General features: G+C 58.5%; 25 protein-coding genes. All 25 read left to right on the top strand.

What is annotated here, in order from left to right:
• The first annotated feature begins 58 nt into the window (after window positions 1-58).
• Window positions 59-1384 carry a dihydroorotase gene (locus tag AC1ENN_RS07440; RefSeq protein WP_449646726.1) on the top strand — a complete coding sequence of 442 codons (1326 nt, stop codon included), beginning with the start codon at window positions 59-61 and terminating at the stop codon, window positions 1382-1384.
• A complete protein-coding gene (locus tag AC1ENN_RS07435) occupies window positions 1377-1877 on the top strand; it encodes a PH-like domain-containing protein (RefSeq protein ID WP_449646725.1) in 501 nt (166 codons plus the stop codon). Before AC1ENN_RS07440 ends, AC1ENN_RS07435 begins: the two co-directional genes overlap by 8 nt.
• Window positions 1867-3006 (top strand): glutamine-hydrolyzing carbamoyl-phosphate synthase small subunit, encoded by a 1140-nt coding sequence (gene carA / locus AC1ENN_RS07430; RefSeq protein ID WP_449646724.1) that lies wholly within the window; start codon window positions 1867-1869, stop codon window positions 3004-3006. The genes AC1ENN_RS07435 and carA overlap by 11 nt, the downstream gene beginning before the upstream one ends.
• Window positions 3006-6320, top strand: coding sequence for a carbamoyl-phosphate synthase large subunit (gene carB / locus AC1ENN_RS07425; RefSeq protein ID WP_480390793.1), 3315 nt, complete (start codon window positions 3006-3008; stop codon window positions 6318-6320). The genes carA and carB overlap by 1 nt, the downstream gene beginning before the upstream one ends.
• Complete coding sequence (gene pyrF, locus AC1ENN_RS07420) at window positions 6313-7155, top strand: orotidine-5'-phosphate decarboxylase (RefSeq protein ID WP_449646722.1); 843 nt, start codon at window positions 6313-6315, stop codon at window positions 7153-7155. The genes carB and pyrF overlap by 8 nt, the downstream gene beginning before the upstream one ends.
• Entirely contained in the window at window positions 7155-8084 is a 930-nt protein-coding gene (gene gmk, locus AC1ENN_RS07415; protein ID WP_480390792.1) for a guanylate kinase, read from the top strand. Before pyrF ends, gmk begins: the two co-directional genes overlap by 1 nt.
• Complete coding sequence (gene rpoZ / locus AC1ENN_RS07410; RefSeq protein WP_009772249.1) at window positions 8077-8337, top strand: DNA-directed RNA polymerase subunit omega; 261 nt, start codon at window positions 8077-8079, stop codon at window positions 8335-8337. Before gmk ends, rpoZ begins: the two co-directional genes overlap by 8 nt.
• 11 nt (window positions 8338-8348) lie before the next feature.
• Window positions 8349-9548: a bifunctional phosphopantothenoylcysteine decarboxylase/phosphopantothenate--cysteine ligase CoaBC gene (coaBC, locus tag AC1ENN_RS07405; RefSeq protein ID WP_480405754.1), complete on the top strand. Its 1200-nt coding sequence runs from the start codon at window positions 8349-8351 to the stop codon at window positions 9546-9548.
• A gap of 29 nt (window positions 9549-9577) precedes the next feature.
• The gene (metK, locus tag AC1ENN_RS07400; RefSeq protein WP_449646719.1) at window positions 9578-10774 is read left to right on the top strand and encodes a methionine adenosyltransferase; all 1197 of its coding nucleotides are present in this window, start codon (window positions 9578-9580) and stop codon (window positions 10772-10774) included.
• A 2-nt stretch (window positions 10775-10776) separates the two neighbouring features.
• Complete coding sequence (locus tag AC1ENN_RS07395; protein ID WP_449646718.1) at window positions 10777-12753, top strand: primosomal protein N' family DNA-binding protein; 1977 nt, start codon at window positions 10777-10779, stop codon at window positions 12751-12753.
• A 54-nt stretch (window positions 12754-12807) separates the two neighbouring features.
• On the top strand, window positions 12808-13728 hold the full coding sequence (gene fmt / locus AC1ENN_RS07390) for a methionyl-tRNA formyltransferase (RefSeq protein ID WP_449648176.1): 921 nt from the start codon (window positions 12808-12810) through the stop codon (window positions 13726-13728).
• Entirely contained in the window at window positions 13725-15089 is a 1365-nt protein-coding gene (locus AC1ENN_RS07385; RefSeq protein WP_449646717.1) for an RsmB/NOP family class I SAM-dependent RNA methyltransferase, read from the top strand. Before fmt ends, AC1ENN_RS07385 begins: the two co-directional genes overlap by 4 nt.
• A gap of 13 nt (window positions 15090-15102) precedes the next feature.
• A complete protein-coding gene (gene rpe / locus AC1ENN_RS07380; RefSeq protein ID WP_480405753.1) occupies window positions 15103-15765 on the top strand; it encodes a ribulose-phosphate 3-epimerase in 663 nt (220 codons plus the stop codon).
• Between the two features lie 36 nt (window positions 15766-15801).
• Entirely contained in the window at window positions 15802-16176 is a 375-nt protein-coding gene (locus AC1ENN_RS07375) for an FKBP-type peptidyl-prolyl cis-trans isomerase (protein ID WP_480405752.1), read from the top strand.
• A gap of 61 nt (window positions 16177-16237) precedes the next feature.
• The gene (locus AC1ENN_RS07370; protein WP_449646714.1) at window positions 16238-16501 is read left to right on the top strand and encodes a phosphoribosyl-ATP diphosphatase; all 264 of its coding nucleotides are present in this window, start codon (window positions 16238-16240) and stop codon (window positions 16499-16501) included.
• A 42-nt stretch (window positions 16502-16543) separates the two neighbouring features.
• Window positions 16544-17386, top strand: coding sequence for an ATP phosphoribosyltransferase (gene hisG / locus AC1ENN_RS07365; protein ID WP_449646713.1), 843 nt, complete (start codon window positions 16544-16546; stop codon window positions 17384-17386).
• Between the two features lie 2 nt (window positions 17387-17388).
• Window positions 17389-18141, top strand: coding sequence for an imidazole glycerol phosphate synthase subunit HisF (hisF, locus tag AC1ENN_RS07360; RefSeq protein ID WP_449646712.1), 753 nt, complete (start codon window positions 17389-17391; stop codon window positions 18139-18141).
• The gene (gene hisI, locus AC1ENN_RS07355; protein WP_449646711.1) at window positions 18138-18515 is read left to right on the top strand and encodes a phosphoribosyl-AMP cyclohydrolase; all 378 of its coding nucleotides are present in this window, start codon (window positions 18138-18140) and stop codon (window positions 18513-18515) included. The genes hisF and hisI overlap by 4 nt, the downstream gene beginning before the upstream one ends.
• Entirely contained in the window at window positions 18508-20034 is a 1527-nt protein-coding gene (locus tag AC1ENN_RS07350; RefSeq protein ID WP_480405751.1) for an anthranilate synthase component I, read from the top strand. Before hisI ends, AC1ENN_RS07350 begins: the two co-directional genes overlap by 8 nt.
• A 2-nt stretch (window positions 20035-20036) precedes the next feature.
• Window positions 20037-20600 carry a Trp biosynthesis-associated membrane protein gene (locus tag AC1ENN_RS07345; protein WP_480390790.1) on the top strand — a complete coding sequence of 188 codons (564 nt, stop codon included), beginning with the start codon at window positions 20037-20039 and terminating at the stop codon, window positions 20598-20600.
• A 60-nt stretch (window positions 20601-20660) separates the two neighbouring features.
• Window positions 20661-20891, top strand: coding sequence for a DUF6704 family protein (locus tag AC1ENN_RS07340; RefSeq protein ID WP_449646708.1), 231 nt, complete (start codon window positions 20661-20663; stop codon window positions 20889-20891).
• Window position 20892: 1 nt separating this feature from the next.
• Complete coding sequence (gene trpC / locus AC1ENN_RS07335) at window positions 20893-21663, top strand: indole-3-glycerol phosphate synthase TrpC (RefSeq protein WP_480405750.1); 771 nt, start codon at window positions 20893-20895, stop codon at window positions 21661-21663.
• Window positions 21663-22895 carry a tryptophan synthase subunit beta gene (gene trpB, locus AC1ENN_RS07330; protein ID WP_480390788.1) on the top strand — a complete coding sequence of 411 codons (1233 nt, stop codon included), beginning with the start codon at window positions 21663-21665 and terminating at the stop codon, window positions 22893-22895. Before trpC ends, trpB begins: the two co-directional genes overlap by 1 nt.
• Window positions 22895-23677 (top strand): tryptophan synthase subunit alpha, encoded by a 783-nt coding sequence (gene trpA, locus AC1ENN_RS07325; RefSeq protein ID WP_480390787.1) that lies wholly within the window; start codon window positions 22895-22897, stop codon window positions 23675-23677. Before trpB ends, trpA begins: the two co-directional genes overlap by 1 nt.
• 33 nt (window positions 23678-23710) lie before the next feature.
• Complete coding sequence (gene lgt, locus AC1ENN_RS07320; RefSeq protein WP_480392169.1) at window positions 23711-24760, top strand: prolipoprotein diacylglyceryl transferase; 1050 nt, start codon at window positions 23711-23713, stop codon at window positions 24758-24760.
• Window positions 24761-24859: the final 99 nt, after the last annotated feature.

Raw genomic sequence — 24859 nt, 5'->3', positions numbered from 1 at the left:
GTGAAGAACTAGCCTCTGTCACCGACGTCCGTGTAGTACCCCAGAGAAGAGGACTCTCTTGAGTATAAGAATTGTCAACGCAACTTTGCCTAGTGGCGAGCGCACCGACTTCACCATTGACCGGGGCGTTTTTACCGACGACAGCACTGCGGATCGCACCATTGATGCTTCGGGACTTCAAGCCTTGCCAGGTCTGGTTGACCTCCACACCCACCTTCGTGAACCTGGCTTTGAACAGAGCGAAACCGTCTTGTCAGGCACGCGGGCAGCGGCTATCGGCGGCTTTACCGCCGTCTTTGCTATGGCAAACACCATGCCGGTGCAAGACACTGCCGGAGTAGTAGAGCAAGTGCAGTCATTGGGCGATACCCACGGCTATGCCACAGTGCGCCCCATCGGCGCTGTCACCGAGGGCCTTGGCGGCACGACACTCTCTGAGATTGGTGCCATGGCGAACTCGCGTGCGGGTGTCCGGGTTTTTTCCGACGACGGCAAGTGCGTTCACAACGCGCTTCTCATGCGCCGAGCGCTTGAATATGTGAAGACGTTTGATGGAGTTGTTGCTCAGCACGCGCAAGAGCCGACTCTGACAGTGGATGCCCAAATGAACGAGGGCGCTGTATCGAGCGAGCTTGGTCTCGCCGGGTGGCCGGCGGTTGCCGAAGAGTCGATCATCGCTCGCGATGTACTGCTCGCTGAGCACGTCGGAGCACGGCTTCACATTTGTCACCTCTCAACGGCAGGTTCGGTTGACGTCATTCGGTGGGCGAAAGCCCGCGGCATTGCGGTAACGGCAGAAGTCACACCGCATCACCTTCTGCTGACAGACGAACTTGTGCGTGGCTACGACGCTCGATTCAAAGTGAATCCGCCGCTTCGCCGTGATGAGGATGTGCACGCGTTACGAGCGGCTCTCGCCGACGGAACCATCGACATTGTTGCTACCGATCATGCTCCGCATCCTCCCGAGGCAAAAGAGTGTTCGTGGGCAGAGGCAGCGTTTGGAATGGTCGGTCTCGAATCAGCGCTGAACGTTGTGCAAGAGGCCGTTGTCGATACCGGTCAGTTGACATGGGCAGATGTCGCGCGCGTACTCTCACAGGCGCCGGCACAGATCGGGCGTCTCGACGGCTATCAGGTTCCGTTTGCGCTCGGCTCGCCAGCGAACCTCGTGCTGATTGACCCGAGTGCACGATCGACGTTCAGTACCGAATCGTTGCGCGGCAAGAGCACGAACTCGCCGTATTTGGGGCGCACGCTTCCCGGCCGCGTGCTCACTACGATCCATAACGGGTATGAAACCGTGAGGGATGGCGAATTGGTTGATAGTGATGAAGTTGCTCGGAGCGCGCGACTTGCCACCGTGGAGGCCAACAATGTCTAAAGATGTGTCAACGCTGATCGTGGTCGCTTTCCTCGCGCTACTCCTGGGGCTGATGGTTGCCGGGTGGTTCGCGCGCAAGCGTCGCCAATCGCACATCAGCGTTCCCCAGCTGCCTCCAGCAGATTTGCCTGGCACGCACCCGAGCTTCACGGGAAAGTATGTGTCGACGACGCTCGGCGGAGATCAACTCAATCGTGTTGCCGTTCACACGCTGGGCTTCCGCGGCAACTGCAGCATCGAGGTGCACCCCCACGGCGTCGCGGTGTTCCGCACTGGCGAACGCGATGTGTGGATACCGCGCGCCGACGTGCGCGGCATTTCGCGGGCATCTTTGACGATCGACCGTGTCGTCGAGAACAACGGATTGCAGGTGATCGAGTGGACGCTCGATGGCACAGCAGTCGATAGTTATTTCCGAATGGATGACCCCGAGGCCTGTGAACAAGCCCTCGCCGGTGTCATCAGCAATGAGAGGCAGCCCCATGACCTTTGAAGCAGCAGTGCTCGTACTGGAAGATGGCACTCGCTATCTCGGACAGGCATACGGTGCCCGCGGCCAGCGTCTTGGCGAAGTCGTGTTCGCCACAGGGATGACCGGTTACCAAGAGACGATCACCGACCCGAGCTATGCCGGACAAATCGTCGTGATGACGGCGCCGCATATTGGCAACACCGGGGTTAACGACGAAGACCCTGAGTCCTCGCGCATCTGGGTATCGGGCTTTGTCGTTCGCGACGCTAGCCGCGTTGTTTCCAACTATCGCGCAAACGGTTCCCTCGATGACCAGCTCACCGAGCAGTCAATCGTGGGCATCAGCGGTGTCGATACTAGGGCGATCACCCGGCGCTTGCGTGATTCTGGGTCAATGCGCGGCGGAATCTTTTCCGGTGCTGACGCTGAGTTGAGTCACGAAGATCAGCTCGCCGCAGTGAACAGCACAGCGCAGATGACCGGCCGAAGCTTGTCATCCGAGGTGTCCACCGCTGAAAGCTATGTCGTCGACGCGATCGGCGACAGCATCGGGCGTCTCGCCGTGCTTGATCTCGGTGTGAAAACATCCACCCTGAGATTCTTGGCGGAGCGCGGCTTCGAAGTGCACGTGCTGCCACAGACGGTCACTTTCGATGAGCTGCTCGCCATCAACCCGGTCGCAGTCTTCTATTCGAATGGGCCCGGCGACCCTTCTGCATCGGATGATCATGTCGCCCTCCTCACCGACGTCCTCAAGAAGGGACTTCCGTTCTTCGGAATTTGCTTCGGAAACCAACTTTTGGGCCGAGCCCTCGGGTACGGAACCTACAAGTTGCCATTCGGTCACCGCGGAATCAACCAACCAGTTGTCGATGTGAACACACTCCGCACTGAGATCACTTCTCACAATCACGGCTTCGCGGTTGACGCCCCCGTCGGTGTGATCAGCCAGTCACCGGCCGGCTTCGGTCGCGTCGAAGTAAGCCACGTCAACCTCAATGACAACGTGGTCGAGGGCCTTCGAGCGCTCGACATCCCCGCCTTCTCAGTTCAGTACCACCCCGAGGCGGCCTCTGGCCCCCACGATGCCAACTATCTTTTCGACAGGTTCCGCGACCTTGTTCTCGAGAACGCAAAGGACAGCAAGTAATGCCCAAGAGACAAGACATTTCCTCGGTACTGGTCATCGGTTCCGGCCCGATCGTTATCGGTCAGGCAGCAGAGTTTGACTACTCGGGAACACAAGCCTGTCGAGTGTTGCGCGAGGAGGGCATCCGGGTCATCCTGGTCAACTCGAACCCCGCGACGATCATGACCGACCCCGATTTCGCCGATGCAACCTACATCGAGCCCATCACGTGGGAAGTCATCGAGTCGATCATCGCCAAGGAGCGTCCGGATGCTCTGCTCCCGACCCTCGGCGGCCAGACGGCGCTCAACGCGGCTATCGAGCTCGACGCTCACGGCATCCTCGAAAAGTACAACGTCGAGCTGATCGGCGCGAACCTCGAAGCGATCAACCGCGGAGAAGACCGCCAGATTTTCAAGCAGCTCGTGATCGACTGTGGGGCAGACGTCGCAAAGTCGTACATCGCTCGTACAGTTACGGAGGCGGTTGAGTTCGCCGAGGATCTTGGATATCCACTCGTGATCCGCCCCTCTTTCACGATGGGCGGTCTCGGTTCGGGGTTTGCGTACTCTCGCGAGGAACTGATCCGCATGGTCACCGACGGCTTGCACCAGAGTCCAACTACCGAGGTGCTGCTCGAGGAGAGCATCCTGGGCTGGAAAGAGTACGAGCTCGAGCTCATGCGCGACACGTCAGACAACACTGTTGTCGTGTGTTCGATTGAGAATGTTGACCCGGTCGGTGTTCACACCGGTGACTCGATCACAGTCGCGCCGGCGCTCACTTTGACAGACCGTGAGTACCAGAACCTTCGCAACATTGGCATCGACATCATCCGTGCTGTTGGGGTCGACACTGGTGGCTGCAACGTTCAGTTCGCTATCGATCCCGCGACTGGTCGTGTGATTGTCATCGAGATGAACCCACGGGTATCACGCTCGAGCGCACTCGCGTCGAAAGCAACCGGATTCCCGATCGCAAAGATCGCGGCCAAGCTCGCCATCGGCTACCGTCTCGACGAAATCCCAAACGACATCACCAAGGTCACCCCCGCAAGCTTCGAGCCGACCCTCGACTACGTCGTGGTCAAGGTTCCGCGGTTCGCGTTTGAGAAGTTCCCGGCGGCAGACACCCGCCTCACGACCACCATGAAATCGGTCGGTGAGGCCATGGCAATCGGTCGCAACTATTCGACGGCCCTGCAAAAAGCGCTTCGCTCACTAGAGAAGCGAGATTCAAGCTTCCACTGGAACGGTCAAGTGGGTGACAAGACGGAATTGCTTGCCCTGTCGGCCATCGCTACTGACGGTCGCATTGTTACGGTGCAGCAGGCCATGCGCGCCGGCGCCACGACCGAAGAGGTCTTCGATGCCACCAAAATCGACCCGTGGTTTATCGACCAGATCGCGCTAATCAACGAGGTCGCAATTGACATTGCCGAAGCAGAAAAGCTGACTGTTGCCCTGCTCACTCACGCCAAGAATCATGGGTTCAGCGACGTGCAGATTGCTGACCTTCGTGGTTCCACCGAGGCAGAAATTCGCGATCTTCGCTGGGGCCTGAACGTACGTCCCGTCTTCAAGACGGTCGATACCTGTGCCGGCGAGTTCCCCGCACTTACCCCGTACCACTACTCCAGCTACGACTCCGAGACTGAAGTTGCCCCGAGCGACAAGACGAAGGTCATCATTCTTGGTTCGGGACCGAACCGTATTGGCCAGGGTATTGAGTTCGACTACTCGTGTGTTCATGCCTCGTTCGCCCTCTCCGATGCGGGCTACGAGACCATCATGATCAACTGCAACCCCGAGACGGTCTCGACTGACTACGACACGAGTGACCGGCTCTACTTCGAGCCCCTCACCCTCGAAGATGTGCTCGAGATCATCCATGCAGAGAGCAAGAGTGGTGAACTCCTCGGAGTGATCGTGCAGCTCGGCGGCCAGACAGCTCTGGGTCTCGCTCAGGGACTCAAGGATGCAGGCATCCCGATCCTCGGAACGACACCAGAGGCGATTGACCTTGCCGAGGAGCGCGGGTTGTTCTCGGAGATTCTCGACAACGCTGGACTGCTCGCACCAAAGAACGGCACCGCCACTAACCAGTCCGAAGCGATTGAGATCGCAGAGCACATCGGGTTCCCGGTTCTCGTTCGTCCCTCGCACGTGCTTGGTGGGCGTGGCATGGAGATCATTTATGACTCCGAAGCTCTCGCCGACTACTTCGAACGGGTGCGCGACGTTGTGATCATCTCGCCGAGCTCACCGTTGCTCGTTGACCGCTTCCTCGATGACGCGATCGAGATCGACATCGACGCAATTTATGACGGTACTGAGCTTTACGTCGGCGGAATCATGGAGCACATCGAAGAAGCCGGTATTCACTCCGGCGATTCTGCATGCACCCTTCCGTCGGTCACTCTTGGCCGCGACGTGCTCAATCGCGTGCGCGAAGCAACACTCGCCATCGCTGAAGGCGTCGGCGTGCGCGGTCTGCTGAACGTGCAGTTTGCGATCGGTCAGGGCATCCTTTATGTGCTCGAAGCCAACCCTCGCGCGAGTCGTACCGTTCCCTTCGTATCGAAGGCACTCGGTATCCCGCTGGCGAAGGCTGCCGCTCTCGTGATGGCCGGTTCGAGCATCCGTTCGCTCGTCGATAGCGGCCTACTGCCGATTCTCGATGGCTCGCAAGTGCCATCGACGTCGCCGGTCTCGGTGAAAGAAGCAGTGTTGCCATTCCGCCGCTTCCGCACGGTTGAGGGTCAGGTTGTTGACTCCGTTCTTGGCCCAGAGATGCGCTCGACCGGTGAGGTCATGGGAATCGACTCCAACTTCCCGAAGGCCTTCGCCAAGAGCCAGGAGGCGGCTTATGGTGGATTACCCGACAGCGGATCGGTGTTCGTATCGGTTGCTGACCGTGACAAGCGAGCCGTCATCCTGCCGGTGCTGCGCCTCAGCCAGCTTGGCTTCACGATTCTCGCCACCGAAGGCACCGCCGAAATTCTCGCGCGCAACGGCATCGAGGCTCAAGTGGTGCGAAAATACTTCATGGGTCAAGAGGTTGACGCTGCGGAACCGTCGATCGTGGAGATGATCAACGAAGGCAAGGTGGATGTCGTCATCAACACGCCAAGCGGCCGCAGCGCGCGTGCCGATGGTTACGAAATCCGCACAGCGACGGTCGCCGCCGACAAACCGATCTTCACAACCATGGCCCAACTTGCGGCGGCGGTAGCTTCGTTTGAGGCCATCCGTGATGGCTTCGATGTTCGCTCTCTCCAGGATTACGCCCTCGATCGCGCTGCCGAGCTGGAGAAAGTTGCTAACAATGCCTAGCTTCGCGTCACGACTAGAGCAAACCTTCGAGGAATTCGGGGGAGTCTGCATGGGGGTTGACCCCCACCCGTTCTTGCTCGAGAGTTGGGGGCTTTCCGATGATGTGCACGGTGTTCGCGAATTTGCGCTTCGTGCGGTGGATGCTGCAGCAGGCAACGTAGGAATGATCAAACCACAGGTGGCATTTTTCGAGCGCTTTGGATCTGCCGGCTATGCGGTGCTCGAAGAGTCCTTCGCTTTGGCACGTTCGGCCGGAATGCTTGTCATCGCCGACGTCAAGCGTGGCGATCTCTCGTCTTCGGTAGAGGCGTATGGGCAAGCGTGGCTCACTCCGGGATCTCCTCTGGAAGCTGATGCAATGACGGCTGTCGCGTACCAGGGCGTTTCAGAACTTTCAGGACCGTTTGAGTTGGCACGCAACGCTGGCAAAGGGATTTTCGTACTTGCGGCGACATCGAACGCTTCAGCTTTGAGCATCCAATCTGCTCGCATTGTTGAGGGTGAGCATGAGGGCGCAACGGTTGCGGCCAGCGTTGTTCGAGATGTTCGTGCTCTCAACTCGGAGAGCGGGTTGGGCTCGTTTGGTGTTGTTGTTGGTGCAACGGTGAACGTCGCCGACTACGGCATGCGAGTTGAAGAGTTGATCGATGTGCCGGTACTGGCCCCGGGTTTTGGCGCTCAAGGAGCATTGGTTGAGCAAGCGCGAGAACTATACGGTCCAGCGGTCGTGAACACTATTGTCACGGTCTCGCGAAGCGTTCTCCAAGAGGGAGCGAGCCAGATTCCCTCCGAATTGCGTTCGTTACGCTCTCAACTTCGTGAGCAGGTGCGCTGATGGGACCTCGCCCGGAACCCCCAGCAGTCGATAGAGCTGCTGCATCGCGCGCGGCGATTGCTGCCCGCCGAGCTCGCGCATCGGTCAAACGGGAAGTTGCCGAGCGCGCACGAACCGCTCTGAGCGTTGCACGCACAGCGTGGTCAAGTCCAGATAGCCCTGAGGCTCGGTTGTTGGTTCGCGAGCTCTTGCTCAGTGTTCCCTCGTTGGGACCGACAAGGGTTGAATCAGTGATGGAAGATTTGGCTATTGCCGAGCGTAAGCGCGTCGGTGGTCTCGGTCCGAAACAGCGAGACCGACTCGCCGCGTACCTTTCCGATCGTCAAGGTCCGGAACCCACGCGTCTCGTCGTGCTCGCTGGTCCAACAGCCGTCGGCAAAGGTACTGTCTCGAGCTACATTCGGGAAAATCATCCCGACGTTTTGCTTAGCGTGTCTGCGACGACACGAAAGCCCCGCCCGGGAGAAGTTGACGGAGTTCATTACTACTTCGTTAGTGATGAACAGTTCGACGCCATGATCGCCGGTAATGAGCTTCTCGAGTGGGCAATCGTGCACAATTCCTACCGTTACGGCACGCCGCGTCCGCCAATCGATGCTGCTCTCGCTGCGGGAAAGCGTGTTCTCCTGGAGATTGATCTGCAAGGTGCGCGCTCCGTGCGTTCGGTCATGCCTGAGGCATTATTGGTCTTCCTTCTGCCTCCCACTTGGGAAGAATTGGTTCGCCGATTGATTGGCCGCGGCACCGAAGATGCGGCCGAACAGGCGCGCAGATTAGAGACCGCAAAGGTCGAGTTGGCGGCTCAAGAAGAGTTCGATGTGAAAGTCGTGAACACAGAAGTAAGCCAAGCGGCTCAAGAAGTCGTAGAATTGATGGATGCGCCCGCTGGCGCGACCACTTCCGACTCCAAGGAGCACCCCCATGGTTGACAAGAACTCGGGCATCATTGATCCCCCCATCGACGAACTGCTGTCGAAGGTTGACTCGAAGTACCAGCTGGTAATCTTCGCGTCCAAGCGTGCTCGCCAGATCAACGACTACTACGCAGACCTTCACGAAGGAAGCCTGTTCGACAACGTCGGACCCCTCGTTGACTCCACGATCGAAGACAAGCCTCTCTCGGTTGCTCTTCACGAGATCAACGAGAACAAGCTCGAACTCAAGCGCCTCAGCGGCGAATAGAACCCACTTCGGTGACCGCGCTCAACGTAGTCGTCGGAATTTCTGGCGGAATCGCTGCCTACAAGGCTGTCTCCGTTGTGCGCGAGCTTGTGCTCGCTGGCCACGATGTCCATGTTGTTGCGACGAGCAATGCTCTGCGCTTTGTGGGAATCCCCACGCTCGAGGCGATAAGTCGCAACCCGGTCAACACCGACCTGTACGAGGGCGTTGACGAAGTTCGCCATGTTGCCGTCGGGAAAGCAGCCGATCTGATCATCGTTGCGCCAGCGACAGCGAACACGATCGCAAAAATCGCCACCGGTCAGGCCAACGACTTTCTCGGCAACACTATTTTGGCGAGCACCGCACCACTCGTCATCGCTCCGGCCATGCACACTGAAATGTGGCTCAATCCGGCCACCGTTGCCAATATTGAGACGCTGCGGTCGCGCGGCATCCACATCATTGGCCCGGAATCAGGTCAATTGACTGGCACCGATAGCGGACCCGGTCGGATGTCGGAGCCAAGCGACATAGTTTCTGCTGCTTTGGAGTTGGTGGTTTCCTCTCACGATCTCGCCGGTCGCACGGTGCTCGTTACTGCTGGTGGCACCCGTGAACCTCTCGATCCGGTGCGATTCATTGGTAATCGTTCGAGTGGAAAGCAGGGGGTTGCGTTGGCGTCCGCGGCGGCGGCGCGCGGTGCATCCGTCACGCTTATCGGAGCCAATCTTGAGGTTTCTGCCCCTCCCGGTGTTCACTTTATTGAAGTCGGTTCGACGCTAGAGCTGCAGGCGGCGGTTGTTGCCGAGGTTGTACACGCCGATCTTGTGGTGATGGCAGCCGCTGTTGCCGACTATCGGCCAGCGGAGACCGCTCAGTCCAAGATTAAGAAGCGCAGCGATTCGAGCACTCTTGAACTCCGATTGGAAGAGAATCCTGACATCTTGCGGGGACTGGCGAGCAACCGAACTCGCGATCAGGTGATCGTTGGCTTTGCCGCTGAGACTGAACCTGACGATGACGCTCTCGTCGAACTGGGGCGAGCAAAAATTTCCCGAAAGGGCTGCGATTTTCTTGTTCTCAACCGTGTGGGTTGGACCGAAGGATTCGCCACAGACAGTAACACTGTCGTCGTGATCAACACGGCCGGAGATAGAGTGGGCGAGGCAAGCGGAAGCAAGTTGTCGGTGGCCCACCGCATTCTGGATCTTGTGTTCGCAGCCCGCTGACATCCATTCATCACTACCGGAGACGGCTTATGACTTCGCCCCTGCGCACCTTCACCTCGGAGTCCGTTACCGAGGGACACCCCGACAAGATCTGTGACCAGATCAGCGACAGCATTCTTGATGCGCTGCTTGAGGAAGACCCCAACGCTCGTGTTGCGGTTGAGACACTCGTCACGACTGGTCTTGTTCATGTTGCCGGTGAGGTTACGACATCCGGCTATGCGGACATTCCGGCAATCGTTCGAGATCGCATCTCAGCGATCGGCTACAACTCTTCAGCAGTAGGGTTTGACGGCCGATCGTGCGGCGTGTCAATTTCGATTGGCGCTCAGTCGCCCGATATTGCTCAGGGCGTAGATGTCGCATTGGAGACTCGCGAGGGACACTCGAGCGACAAACTTGATGTTCTCGGCGCCGGCGATCAAGGCGTGATGTTTGGCTACGCCACGATCGAAACTCCTCAGTTGATGCCAGCACCGGTGTGGTTTGCCCACCGGATGGCTGAGCGGCTCGCGGAAGTTCGCAAGCTCGGTCTCGTGGATTATCTGCGGCCGGACGGCAAGACACAGGTCACCGTCGGTTACGAGGGTGACATCCCGCGCAGCATTGAGACTGTTGTTCTCTCGACGCAGCACTCGCCTCACATTTCGACCGCTCAGTTGCGGTCGGAGATCGAAGAGCTTGTGGTTCGCCCGATTGCTGAAAGCTCGGGTCTTGATCTTTCGAACCTGCAGTCGATCGTTAATCCGAGTGGCCGATTTGAGATCGGTGGCCCTCAGGGCGACGCTGGCGTCACTGGCCGCAAGGTGATTGTCGATACTTACGGTGGGGCATCGCGTCACGGTGGGGGAGCTTTCAGCGGTAAAGATCCGTCGAAGGTTGACCGCTCGGCGACGTATGCCATGCGCTGGGTAGCAAAGAATGCTGTTGCTGCTGGCCTCGCCGATCGCCTCGAGATCCAGATTGCTTACGCGATTGGCCGCGCGGCTCCGGTGAGCCTCTATGTCGAAACGTTCGGCACTGGCCACGTTTCAGACGAGGCAATTCTTGGTGCGATTCACGAGGTATTTGATTTACGACCTGGCGCCATCATCCGAGATCTGGATCTTCTTCGCCCGATCTACGCCAAGACGGCTACCTATGGCCACTTTGGTCGTGAGCTTCCCGAGTTCACGTGGGAACGACTCGACCGCGTTGAGGCTCTTCGCAGGGCCGCCGGGCTCTAGAGATGACTGAAGCATCCATCGCACGGGTGCTCATTGACTCTCCGCTGCCGCAACTTGACAGGCTTTTCGATTACACGATTCCCGAGAATCTTCGTCACGAAGCGCGCGCTGGTGTTCGGGTCAAGGCTCCGCTCAAGACCCTCGGCCGCTTGGTCGAGGGTTGGATTGTCGAACTAACAGACACTGTCGACTACGCCGGCAAGTTGAGCGAACTCGATTCGATTGTTTCGCCGTTTCCTGTCTTATCTCCAGAAGTGTGGACGCTCGCTCGCGCTGCAGCAGATCGCGCCGCAGGAAACGCAGCTGATGTGTTGCGTCTAGGAATTCCGAAGCGCCACGCTCGCGCCGAAAAATTGCTTCCTGATCCTGCGACCGTGACGTTTGAGCCCTCAGGGCAGCCGCTGCCGGTCACCTATTTCCACGCAGAATCTGTCACGACGCTTCTGACAACGAACAAGAGGGCGGCGCTGTCGGCTCCCACCGGGGTCGTTGAAGTTTCTCCAGGCACGTGGGTTGGTCGGTGGGCTGTAACGATGGCTGAGTTGGCCGCTCAGACGCTCGCTCGTGGCTCGACAACGATTCTGGCGACGCCAGATTTTCGTGATCAGGAGCAGCTTGAGGCTGCCGTTGCTGCGCTTATCCCGGACGACCGAATTCTGAGGCTGGATGCGCGCCAGAGCGTGCAGCGTCGCTACGGAAACTTCTTGAGAACCCACGACGACTCTCCGTATGTCATCGTCGGCAACCGATCTGCGGTGTACGCCCCGGCGAAAAACCTGGGATTGATCGTGATCTGGGATGACGGCGATTCGCTCTACAGCGAAAATCTTTCGCCATACATCCATACGCGGGATGCCGCGCTGCTTCGTCAGGAGCAGCAACAGTGCGCCTTGGTGTTTCTGAGCCACTCCCGCAGCACAGAAGTTCAGCGACTCGTCGAAGTCGGCTGGCTTGTCTCACTGAATCCCGGGGGAATCCGTCCACCGAAGGTAATCCCTTCGGCGAATCAGGAAAGTCAGGATCGACTGGCGGCGATAGCCCGCATCCCGTCGTCGGCGTGGAAGGCGGCGCGTGCCGGTCTCGATGAGGGCCCAGTTCTTGTGCAGGTCGCGCGCCCTGGCTATGCGCCACGGCTCGCCTGTACTGATTGTGCACAGTCAGCGCGGTGCACAACTTGCGCCGGCCCGCTTGCGCAGCGTTCGGCTTCAGCGACCCCAAGCTGCGTCTGGTGTGGAGCGCTAGCCGTGAAGTGGCGCTGTCGTGAATGTGACGGGACGCGATTGCGCATGGTCGGCTCGGGCAGCGCCCGCACGGCTGATGAACTGGGCCGAGCGTTTCCGGGCTATCGCGTGATCGTGGCAGACGGCGATCACCAAGTGCTCACGGTCTCGTCTGAACCATCATTGGTCATTGCCACTCGGGGTGCTGAGCCTGTCGCCGCGGGCGGCTACCGTGCGGTGCTTCTCCTTGACGGTGCCGGGATGCTCGCCCGCGAAAGCTTGAGGGTATCGGAGGATTGTCTCCGCTGGTGGTCGAACGCCATCTCGCTGGCCGCCGACGGTGCTCCAGCTGTGATCGTTGGGGTTGGTGGTTCGCTGGCCACCGCGTTGGTGACGTGGCGTCAAGAGGATTTTGCCAGTTCTGAGCTTGCCGACCGCCGAGAGTTGAGGTTTCCGCCGGCGATTCGTGTCGCCACCCTCACCGGCAAGGTTGATCTCATCACTGACGCAATCGAGAAGCTGCACGTCGAACCGCTTGATGTTCTTGGGCCAGTGGATCTTGCAGACGGGGTGGTTCGCACGATCATCCGTTTCGATTACAAGGCCGGTTCGGCGATTGCCGAACAACTCAAGGCCCTCGTTATCGCGGCCACAACAGTGTCGCGCAGCAACCGCAAACCGGGTGTGCCACGAGCGAGCCAGCCACCACCCGGACTGCGTGTTCACCTTGACGATCTCGAACCATTTGTGGATCTATAAAGCAAGAGTGCGAAAGCTTCCGTATTTTCACGAGAGAATTGGTGGATGACTTCGTTGCGACTCCTCTTTGCCGGTAGCCCCGACGTTGCTGTACCCAGTCTTGACGCGCTGCTAGAGAGCAAGCACGAGGTTGCGGCAGTGCTCACGCGGACTGACTCTGCTCAGGGGCGCCGTCGTGTGATGACCCCGACGCCTGTTGCCGCTCGAGCGGAACAGGCCGGAGTCGAGGTTATCCGGGCAAACCGCCTTGACGACACGGCGAGTGAGTCAATTGAGGCGCTCAATGTGGACCTCGGTGTGATCGTTGCTTATGGAGGACTAGTCCCCAAGCACGTGTTGACCATTCCCCGCCTTGGCTGGATCAACCTGCACTTTTCGCTGCTTCCTCAGTGGAGAGGGGCCGCGCCAGTTCAACGAGCCATTATGGGCGGCGATACGGTCGCCGGCGCGACTGTATTCCAACTTGTTGAGAAGCTTGATGCTGGGGATATTTTTGCCACCATGACCGAGCCCATCGGTGCGCAGCAAACAGCGGGTGCCCTTCTGCAACAACTGTCTTTCTCCGGTGCAACTCTTCTCTCGACTGTGGTCGATTCTTTGGCAGCGGGAACAGCTCACGCCGAACCACAGTCCGGCAACATCACACTTGCCCCCAAATTGACTTTAGAAGACGGTCGTATCGACTGGTCGCAGGGTGCTCAAGACGTGCACAACCAAATCCGAGGCGTCACCCCTGAGCCCGGCGCATCTACTCAGGTAGACGGCAAGCGACTGAAAGTACTTGACGCGGCGATCGCCCGCGAAACCCCCGCTCTCCCGATCGGCCACATCAATTTCGTCGGCAAAAAAGTTTTTGTCGGCACAGCCTCAGAACCAATCGAGCTTCTCCGGGTTCATCCGGAGGGGCGCAACGCAATGGATGCCGCAGCCTGGTGGCGCGGCCTGAATTCAGAATCAGAGGTGGTGGCTTCGTGAGCTACGCACAGTCAGCCCGTCGAGTCGCGCTCGATGTCATTATGGCGGTGCGCGAGTCCGATGCGTACGCCAACTTGTTGTTGCCGGTTCATCTCGAGCGCGCGAAGCTGTCGACAGCGGATGCGGGACTTGCCACTGAGCTGACCTATGGGACTCTCCGCATGCAGGGCTACTACGATGCGGTAATTGAGCAGGCTGCCGGTCGTGCTGTCGCAAAGATTGATCCGCCGGTTCTTGATGTTCTGAGGCTCGCAACTCATCAGTTGTTGTCGATGCGTATCCCGTCGCATGCTGCTGTCGACGAGTCGGTCCGTTTGGCTAAGACGATCGGTTCCCGCTCGGCGGTAGGTTTTGTGAACGCGGTATTGCGTGCCATTACGAAGCACGAACCAGACGTCTGGCGTGAGCGAGTGATCGGTTCGGCTGCGTCAGGGGAAGAGGCTCTGGCGCTGGCGTATTCGCATCCGTTGTGGGTGACCCGTGCCTTCCGTCAGGTATTGGTTGCCGAGGGTCGTGAGGCTGAGCTTGAGGGACTATTGGCTGCCGATAACGTTCCTGCACGAGTTTCCGTTGTCGCGCTACCAGGCTTCGCGGATGCCACTCAGATTGGTGTGACGGTCGCTGAGTATTCGCCGGTCGGTGGCACCCTTCGCGAGGGTGACCCTGGCAAGAATACTGCAGTGGCTTCGGGGCGAGCACGTGTGCAAGACGAGGGTTCGCAATTGGCTGCACTGGCTTTGAGTCGGGCGCGTCCGATCGTTGCTGGCGAGTCGTGGCTCGATATGTGTGCTGGTCCGGGCGGCAAAGCAGCGTTGCTTGCCGCAGAGGCGCTCATCGGTGGCGCGAAGCTGACCGCTAACGAGCTCGTTCCTGCCCGCGCAAAGCTCGTGCGAAATGCCCTTGCGGTTTTCGATTCACCTCCTGAGGTCTGGGAGAAGGATGGTGTCGAGATTGGCCGCGAACATCCTGGCCAATTTGACCGCATCTTGCTCGACGCACCATGTACTGGTCTTGGGGCACTACGTCGCCGCCCGGAGGCTCGGTGGCGAAAGCAGCCGGGTGATGTTGCCCAACTTGGCGCGCTGCAGACGGCGCTGCTTCATTCGGCACTCGATGCTCTCAAGCCAGGCGGCGTGCTTGCTTATGTGACGTGTTCGCCTCACGCTGCTGAGACGAAAGCGATTGTCGGGTCTGTGCTTCGCAAAGTTCCGAATGTGACCAAAATGGACACTCCTGCGGTAATTCGCACAGTCACGGTACATGAGCTCGATCTCCCGGATGCCACCCATGTCCAGTTGTGGCCGCACCGTCACGGTACCGACGCCATGTTCATTCAGCTGCTCGTGAAGGCTGACTCCTAGATAGGCTCTCGCTATGTCCGTACGCATTAGTCCCAGCATCCTCGCCGCCGATTTTGTCAATCTCGAGCGTGATATTTCTCGCATCTCAAACGCCGATCTGGTTCACGTTGACATCATGGACAACCATTTCGTGCCTAATCTCACGTTTGGGCTACAAATGACTGAACGAATCCAGCAGGTGTCGCCGATCCCGCTCGACATCCACCTCATGATTGAGAACCCAGAACGGTGGGCTCCCGACTATGCAGACTTGGGTGCTTTTGCGGTCACCTTCCATGCCGAAGCCGCTAGGGATGCTGTTGCGCTCGCGCGCACGCTCCGATCTCAGGGCACGCGTGCTGGTGTCGCGGTTAAACCGGGGACGGCGATCGAGCCGTATCTCGAACTTCTTGAGGAATTCGATCAGGTACTGGTGATGACCGTTGAACCTGGTTTTGGTGGGCAAAGCTTCATGGAAGAGACGATGCCCAAATTGCGCCAGTTGCGTGAACTCGTCGATAAGCGTGGCCTCGATGTGTGGTTGGAAGTCGACGGAGGGGTCGATGAACGAACCATCGAAATTGCCGCTGCGGCTGGTGCGGACACTTTTGTTGCGGGGTCATCCGTTTATCGTGGATCCGATCCATCACTTCGAGTGTCAGAACTGCGCGAACGGGCAGCCGCACACCGTCATTAGTCGCCGGCAAGCGATCGGGTCTGGTTGACTAGTCCTATGAGCGATTCAGGAAAAACTAAGCCAGAGGTCGAGTTCTATGAGGGCGAAGCGCCCACTGAGCTTGTCATTATCGATATTGAAGAAGGAACCGGAGCCCAAGCAACTGCGGGTGCCACCGTTGACGTTCACTACTTGGGCGTAGATTTCGAATCCGGCGAGGAGTTCGATTCTTCATGGAGCCGCGGACAGTCCATCAACTTCCCTCTCACGTCTCTCATTAGCGGATGGCAAGAAGGTATCCCCGGGATGAAAGTTGGCGGACGTCGTCAGCTCATTTGCCCTCCTCACTTGGCATACGGCCTCGCTGGCGGAGGACACCAATTGTCTGGTCGCACGTTGACCTTCGTGATCGACCTTCTCGGCACGAACTAGCTCCAGAGCTGCATCTCACAAAACGGCAGGGGACCGTCCTTCGGGGCGGTACCCTTGACCTGTGAAAGACTTTGACGAACTTTTTGCAGAACTAAGCCGCAAAGCGGTCGAACGCCCAGCAGGGTCAGGGTCGGTAGCCTTGCTCGATGCTGGAGTGCACTCGATCGGCAAGAAGATCGTTGAGGAGGCCGCTGAAGTATGGATGGCCGCCGAATTCCAGTCTGACGAAGAGACTGCTGAAGAAATTTCTCAGTTGATCTATCACCTCCAGGTTCTCATGGTCGCCAAGGGGCTAACGCCCGACGACGTGTGGCGACATCTCTGACGCCAACACACCCCTTTTCGCGCGAACTGACTGAGAGTTGACATGTTAAGAGTTGCAGTGCCCAATAAGGGTTCACTGAGTGATACCGCTTCCGAAATGCTGTCGGAAGCTGGTTATGTTGGTCGCCGGGACCCCCGCGCGCTGAACGTACGTGACGAACGCAATGGCGTTGAGTTCTTTTACCTCCGCCCCCGCGACATCGCTACCTATGTTGGATCCGGCGCTCTCGACGTTGGGATCACTGGCCGAGACTTGCTTTTGGATTCGCAGTCGCCTGCTGTGGAAATTGCGAGCCTTGATTTTGGGGGATCCACCTTCCGTTTCGCCGGAACGCCCGGCCGCTTTTCTGAACTCTCCGATCTCAATGGAGTGAGGGTAGCCACCAGCTACGCGGGACTCGTTGGTGCGTTTCTTGAGCGTCACGGAGTAAAGGCAGAGCTCGTAGGCCTCGATGGTGCCGTCGAGTCCGCGATCCGCCTTGGAGTAGCGGATGCCGTTGCCGACGTCGTGTCCACTGGCTCAACGTTGCGCGCTCAGGGCCTCGAAATCTTCGGACCGGTCATCCTCGATTCCACCGCCGTTCTCATTAGCTCCGGCACGGCATCCGGAGATGGTGTCGCCACCCTTCAGCGCCGCCTTCAGGGAGTTCTTGTGGCTCGACAGTATGTGCTGATCGACTACGACGTTCCTGTTCGACTTCTTGACGCCGCTACGCAAGTGACTCCCGGTATCGAGAGCCCTACAGTCTCTCCGTTGCAGGATCCCGAATGGGTTGCAGTGCGCTCGATGGTTCGACGCACCGACACCAACCACGTCATGGACGAGCTCTACGCCGTTGGCGCACGCGCGATTCTCGTCAGCACCATCCACGCTGCGAGGATTTAGTCGTGGCTGTCGCAGTCCGAGTCATTCCGTGTCTCGACGTCGCCGACGGCCGGGTCGTCAAGGGCGTCAACTTTAAGGATCTTCGAGACGCGGGAGATCCCGTTTCGCTCGCCCGCCGCTATTACGACCAGGGCGCTGACGAAGTGACCTTCTTGGATGTCACGGCGACGGTAGAAGGTCGCGCGACGATGTACGATGTTGTCCGTTCAGCAGCGGAACAGATCTTCATCCCACTGACTGTTGGTGGGGGAGTCAGGGAACCCGACGACGTCTCCAAGCTTCTTGCCCATGGCGCAGACAAAGTTGGCGTCAATAGTGCAGCCCTCGCTCGACCGCAGCTCATTGATGACATTGCGCGACGTTTTGGTGCTCAAGTACTCGTATTGAGTCTCGATATTAAACGCCGCGGCGATGGCTGGATCGTGACCACCCACGGTGGTCGAACTGAGACCGATCGAGATGCGATCGACTGGGCCCGCGAGGCAATGGACCGTGGTGCCGGCGAATTGCTCGTCAACTCCATCGATGCAGATGGCACCAAACAGGGTTTCGACCTTGAGCTGGTCTCGGCGATTAGCGAATTTGCGACCGTGCCCGTCATCGCCAGTGGTGGTGCCGGTGCTGTGGAGCACTTCGCCCCGGCAATTGCCGCCGGTGCCGATGCCGTGCTTGCGGCATCCGTGTTCCACAATCGCCAACTGACTGTCGGCGATGTTAAAGAGTCACTTCGAAATCATGGATTGGTTACGCGATGAGCGACGAACTCACCCTGGCGACCATTAGCGATGTTCTTGAGCGGGCACAGTTCGCGCCTGACGGCCTGCTGCCGGCAATTATTCAGCAGTGGGATACCAAAGAGGTACTCATGCTTGGCTATATGAATGCGGAAGCACTGACCCGCACATTGACTGAGGGTCGAGTGACTTTCTATAGCCGAAGCAGGCAAGAACTTTGGCGCAAGGGTGATACCAGCGGCCACTTTCAGTTCGTTCGGACGGCAGCCCTCGATTGTGACCGAGATGCACTTCTCGTAGGTGTCGAGCAGGTCGGACCGGCGTGCCACACCGGAACTCACTCCTGTTTCGAGGTCGACCCGCTCGTTCCCGTTCAGGGATTCTCTAATGAATAGCACGACAGACCACGCGGAATTTGAGCGCCTCGTAGCGGCAGGAAACCGGGTCGTTCCGGTCATCCGTCAAGTATTTGCTGACGGTGAGACGCCAGTGGGCGTGTACCGCAAACTTGCGCAGGCCAAGCCAGGTACTTTTCTTCTTGAATCGGCGGGCCAGGGTGGCATTTGGTCTCGATTCTCGTTCGTCGGCGTAGCGAGCTTTGGTGTGCTTACGCACAACGAAGAGTCCGTTGAGTGGATCGACTACGGCTTGTCGAGGGAGAGAGTTCTCGGCAACGATTGCCCCACAGCCCCGCTAGAGGCTCTAGCGCACCTCAACGAACGATGGAAGACACCAAGAGTTTCCGGCCACCCGCCTCTCACCGGCGGCCTCGTTGGCTTTATCGGGTGGGAAGCGATCCGACAACTAGAGAACCTTCCGGATGCTCCGCCCGCCGATTTCGATGTTCCGAGCCAAGCACTGAGCTTCGTTTCCGATCTCGTTGTGCTCGACCACCGCAATGGCACAGTGTTGCTCATATCCACGGCGCTCAACGATGGAACTCTTGATTCCGCGACGATGTGGACGGAAGCGCAAACTCGACTCGACGTTTTGCAGACTGGGCTTGCTCGACCGACCGAAGCGTATCTCGCAGAGGTCGACATCGAGATTGAGCCGAGCCCAATTCCTCGAACCACTCCTGATGAGTATGCGCAGGCCATCGCCAAATCTAAAGAGTTCATTCGTGAAGGTGACGTATTTCAAGTCGTCATCTCGCAGCGTTTCGATCACGAACTTAGTGCGAGTCCTCTCGATGTCTATCGAGTGCTCCGTACGCTCAACCCATCGCCATACATGTACCTGCTTTCCTTGGTCGATGTTTCTGGTCGCCCATACTCGATTGTCGGGGCCAGCCCCGAAGCGCTCGTCAAGGTGTCGCAAAAACGGGTGCACATGCATCCGATCGCTGGCTCGCGCCCGCGCGGAGTGGACACTGAACACGACCTCGAACTTGCTGAAGAGTTGCTCGCCGATACGAAAGAGCGCGCAGAACACCTCATGCTTGTCGATTTGGCTCGCAACGACCTTTTGAAGGTCTGTATTCCCGGCACTGTGGCCGTCACCGAGTTTATGCAGGTGGAACGCTTCAGCCACATCATGCACTTGGTCTCGTCAGTTGAGGGCGACCTTTCGCCGAATGCTTCAGCCGTCGACGTATTCCGTGCCACGTTCCCGGCAGGAACGCTTTCTGGGGCGCCCAAGCCCCGCGCGCTGGAGATTATCGACGAGCTCGAGCCTGCTCAGCGCGGCGTGTATGGGGGAGTGGTTGGCTATTTCGACTTCGCTGGAGATGCTGATCTCGCGATCGCCATTCGCACGGTCACGATCGTCGATGGTATGGCGCGGGTGCAAGCTGGCGCTGGTCTGGTGGCCGACTCGGACCCTGCTGCTGAACATCAGGAAGCTAAGAACAAGGCGGCGGCTCCACTGCGCGCCGTCGCGGTGGCCAATGCGATGCGGCGGCTGAATTCGTGATCGTGAGACGCTCCAGATCGATCGTGCTCGCTGCTCTCGTAATTTTGGGCGCGACCGTGATGCTCTCCTGGACTCAACAGTGGTTTACGATCGCGCTGAATGAAGGCTCAAGAGTTGACGTGCTCGGAAGTGATGCTGCCGGTTCGCTGGCAGCTCTGGCGCTATCGATCTTTGCGCTGGTTGCGGCACTCAGTCTTTCTTCCGTGATCGTGCGGCGCGTGCTGGGAGTTCTTGCCGCCGGTGTTGGTGCAATCATTGTGGCCGTGAGCCAGTCAGCAATCGCCGATCCGCTTCATTCCTCTAGTGCACTCATCACGGATGCCACCGGAATCAGTGGCGATGAGTCGCTTCGGTCTTTAGTCGACACTGTCAGTGTCAGCGGCTGGCCGATACCGGCGATAGTGGCTGGCGGGCTCATTGTCGTTGTGGGTTTGTTCGCGACGATTTCGGCCCACCGTTGGCCTGCACCCACTAAGAAATACGATCGTGCGACAGCAGTCGTTGCCGACGATCCAGCATCTCAATGGGACGCTCAGAGTCGGGGAATCGACCCAACTGCGAGCTGAGTGGCACAACCACGAGCCTTACTCCCGCTAGAATTTAGGATCAGCAAAGAATGGAGCCTGATGAGTACTGATACTGACCCCGGCCACGGAAACTCTCCAGCGGCATGGACTGCCGTCGTCATCATGTTGGTCGCGTTCACAATCGGAACGCTCGCATTCTGGTTCAATGTGCCGTGGCTCGTGTTTGCCTCGGCAGGGCTCGTCGTTGTCGGCCTGATCGTTGGCCAGATTCTGCGCAAACTCGGTTACGGCGTCGGTGGCGACAAGCTCACCGTCGAGCCCCACAACTAGAGTGCTCTCCGATTTAGTCGACGGCGCGCTCGAAGATGCCGCCGTTCGTCGTGAGGCTGTCAGTCTCGCTCAGGTAGAGCGTGCTGCTGCAGATGCTTTTCCGGCTCTGGATGCCCTTGAGGCTCTGTCGCCGCGCGAACGTGTGCACATCATCGCTGAGATCAAACGGTCTAGTCCATCTCGCGGTGCGTTAGCGGAAATCAGCGATCCGGCATCGCTAGCGTTGTCCTATCAAACCGGCGGCGCCAGTGCGATTAGTGTGCTCACCGAGCAGCGTCGATTCGGAGGTTCCCTTGAGGACCTCACGACGGTTAAAGCTGTTGTGCGACTTCCGGTCTTGCGCAAGGACTTTATCGCCGAGCCTTACCAAGTGTTTGAGGCTCGCGCTGCTGGTGCTGACCTCGTGCTCCTCATTGTTGCTGCTCTAGACCAGAAGACTCTCGAGCACCTTTACAACTTGATCGTCTCATTGGGCATGACGCCGTTGGTCGAAACGCATTCTGCTGACGAGGTTTCGCGGGCCTTGGACGTTGGGGCCAGCTTGGTCGGCGTCAACGCACGAAACCTGAGCACTTTCGAACTCGATCAGAACCTGTTCGGCGAGCTTGCCGATCAGATTCCTAGCGGAGTTATCCGCATTGCCGAATCTGCCGTGAAGTCTGCGGCTGATGTCGCCCACTACCGCAAGGCAGGCGCTGACGTCGTTCTCGTGGGCGAAGCCCTCGTTACCGGTGATCCCATTGCCACCCTGCAAGAATTTTTGGACTGCTAATGCTGAGAGATGAACTAGGACCGTATTTCGGAGAGTTCGGCGGGCGCTTTGTCCCCGAATCCTTGATCGCCGCTCTTGATGAGCTCGACGCTGCCTATAACGAGGCGAAGAACGATTCCTCGTTTCAAGCGGAGCTTGCGGAGTTGCACGCTAGTTACACCGGGCGGCCATCCATTATTACCGAGGTTCCGCGATTCGCGGAGCACGCGGGTGGTGCTCGAATCATCCTCAAGCGTGAGGACCTGAATCACACCGGTTCTCACAAAATCAACAACGTGCTCGGGCAAGCACTGCTCGCTCGTCGACTAGGTAAAACTCGCCTCATCGCAGAGACCGGTGCGGGGCAACACGGCGTAGCGACCGCAACAGCGGCAGCGCTGTTTGGCATGTCGTGCGTTGTCTACATGGGCGAAGTGGATACAGAACGCCAAGCACTGAACGTTGCGCGCATGCGTTTGCTTGGTGCAGAAGTCATTCCCGTGACAGCGGGCTCGCGCACCCTCAAAGATGCGATCAACGAGGCACTTCGCGACTGGGTTGCCAACGTCGAAGACACCCACTACCTCTTGGGGACTGTCGCTGGTCCGCATCCATTCCCTGTCATGGTGCGGGATTTCCACAAGGTGATCGGCGACGAAGCTCGCGAGCAAGTTGTGAAACTCACCGGCGCCCTTCCTACCGCGGTTGTAGCGTGTGTCGGCGGTGGCAGCAACGCTATGGGGATTTTCCACGCCTTTCTCGATGATGCCGGCGTAGCGCTTTATGGCTACGAGGCGGCAGGAGAAGGGCACCTCACCGAACGTCATGCGGCGACCCTCACACGAGGCCGCCCTGGGGTCCTCCACGGTGCACGTAGCTACATGCTCCAGGACGCTGATGGCCAGACCGTTGAATCACACTCGATTTCTGCCGGCCTCGACTATCCGGGTGTTGGCCCTGAACACTCGTGGCTGAAAGATATCGGGCGGGCAGACTACTTGCCCATCACCGATGCTGAGGCGATGGATGCTCTGCGCTTGTTGAGCAGAACCGAAGGTATCATCCCCGCCATTGAGTCTGCACATGCGTTGGCTGGGGCCATCAACTTGGGCAAGGAACTCGGGCCAGACTCCGTGATCTTGGTGAACCTCAGCGGCCGCGGTGACAAAGATATGGAAACTGCTGCAGAATACTTCGACCTCATTGATGCGGAAGCGGCTTCGGCTGCTACTTCCCGCGCGGAGGAAAAGTAATGAGCACCGTAGAAGACACCATTGCCCAGGCGAATCGTGATCGCTCAGGTGCGTTAATCGGATACCTTCCTGTCGGTTTCCCGACTATCGCCGACAGTATTGAGGCTGCCGTTGCTCTCGCCGAGAATGGTGTCGACGTCATTGAACTTGGCTTGCCATACTCCGACCCGGTGATGGACGGCCCCGCAATTCAGAAAGCGACCCAGCAGGCTCTCGCTAATGGTTTCCGGCTTCAAGACGGGTTTGATGCCGTGGCGGAGATCACGTCGCGAGTGTCGGCACCGGTGCTCTTGATGAGCTACTGGAACCCGATCATGCAATTTGGGGTCGATCGGTTCGCAGACGAACTCAAGGCTTCTGGGGGAGCGGGCATCATTACGCCTGACCTTGTTAGCGATGAGGCCGCAGAATGGATTGCGGCATCAGACCGCACCGGTCTTGACCGAGTCTTCCTCGCAGCCCCGTCGTCCAGCGATGCCCGGTTAGTTCGCGCTGTTGAGGCAAGCACTGGATTCGTCTATGCGGTCTCCACGATGGGAATTACGGGCGCCCGTTCTGATGTCGATACCGCAGCGAAAACTCTGGTTGCGCGCTTGCGAAACGCGGGTTCCACGAGCGCGTGCGTTGGACTGGGGATTTCGACCGCTGATCAAGTGCGTGAGGTGCTCAGCTACGCGGATGGTGCAATTGTCGGCTCAGTATTCGTCAGCGCTTTGGCCAATGGCGGGGTGAGCGCCGTAGCACAGACGGCAGCGTCGCTTTCGACCGGTACGCTTGCTTAGTCGCAGTCCAGAAAGGTGACCCTCTTGTCATTAGTGCCCCTCAGTATTCCGAGCCCGCCCGATTCATGGTCGACGCTCGCGACAATTCCGTTCGGCCAATGGTTGAGCGGTCTGGGCGTCAATCCCAACCAGGCGATCGTGATCCACAGTTACGCGATCTGCATTCTGCTGGGAATCATTGCGGCTACCTGGTTGACTTCACGTCGGCTCACTAATCGTGGTGCTGAACCCGGGATTGTTCTCGACATCATCATTTGGGCTGTGCCTCTCGGTTTGGTTGGTGCGCGCGCGTATCACGTGTTGACTCACCCTGGCGATTACTTCTATGACGGCGCGGATCCCTGGGAAGTCATCCGTATCTGGAATGGCGGAAATGCGATTTTCGGGTCGCTGATCGGTGGAGCCGTCGGTGCCTATATTGGCGCGCGAATGACCGGAATACGGTTCTGGAGCTTTGCGGATGCTCTCGCTCCTGCGATTCTCTTGGCTCAGGCTATTGGTCGTCTCGGCAACTATTTCAACCATGAGCTCTTCGGCCAGCCTACTGATTTGCCTTGGGGTCTCGAGATCGAGGCGGGAAATTCAGCAATCCCTGCAGGATTGCCCGTTGATACCCTGTTCCACCCGACTTTTTTGTACGAAATGATCTGGAATGTTGTCGGCATCGTCTTCTTGCTCACAATGGAGCGTCAATACGGTTTCGTAAAGAAGCATGTTCTTGGACTCACCCTCCCCGTCTTCACGGCTACAGGCCCAATTCGCCTCCAGTGGGGCAAGGTATGGGCGCTGTACATGATTTGGTATGGCGTCGGCCGTGTCTGGTTCGAGTCGATTCGCATCGATCCCAGCGAGGTTTATCTCGGACTCAGAGTTAACGTGTGGGGCGCAATCTTCACGGTGGCCCTCGGCATTATTCTCTTCGTTGTGCAGTCACGTCGTCACGTTGGTGTCGAAAAGAGCGCCTACGTCGATGGTCACGTGTGGACCGCCGATGGTGTTGTAAACTCCGATGAAACGTATTCTGAGCATGACATAGTCGTCAACGATGCCGAGGAGTCCGCTCCTGTCACTGCTTCGAAATAGTCCGCCACAAGCGGCGATACCCCTCAGGCCCCTATCGGGCGCTGAATTTTCTCTGGGCCACTGAAGTCCCTCTCCGCACCAGTAATAACGTGAGGACGG

This window comes from Rhodoglobus sp. G.S.23 (assembly GCF_056675935.1).
Note: the sequence above shows the minus strand (reverse complement) of the source record. Positions and strands in the feature narration are given on the sequence as shown.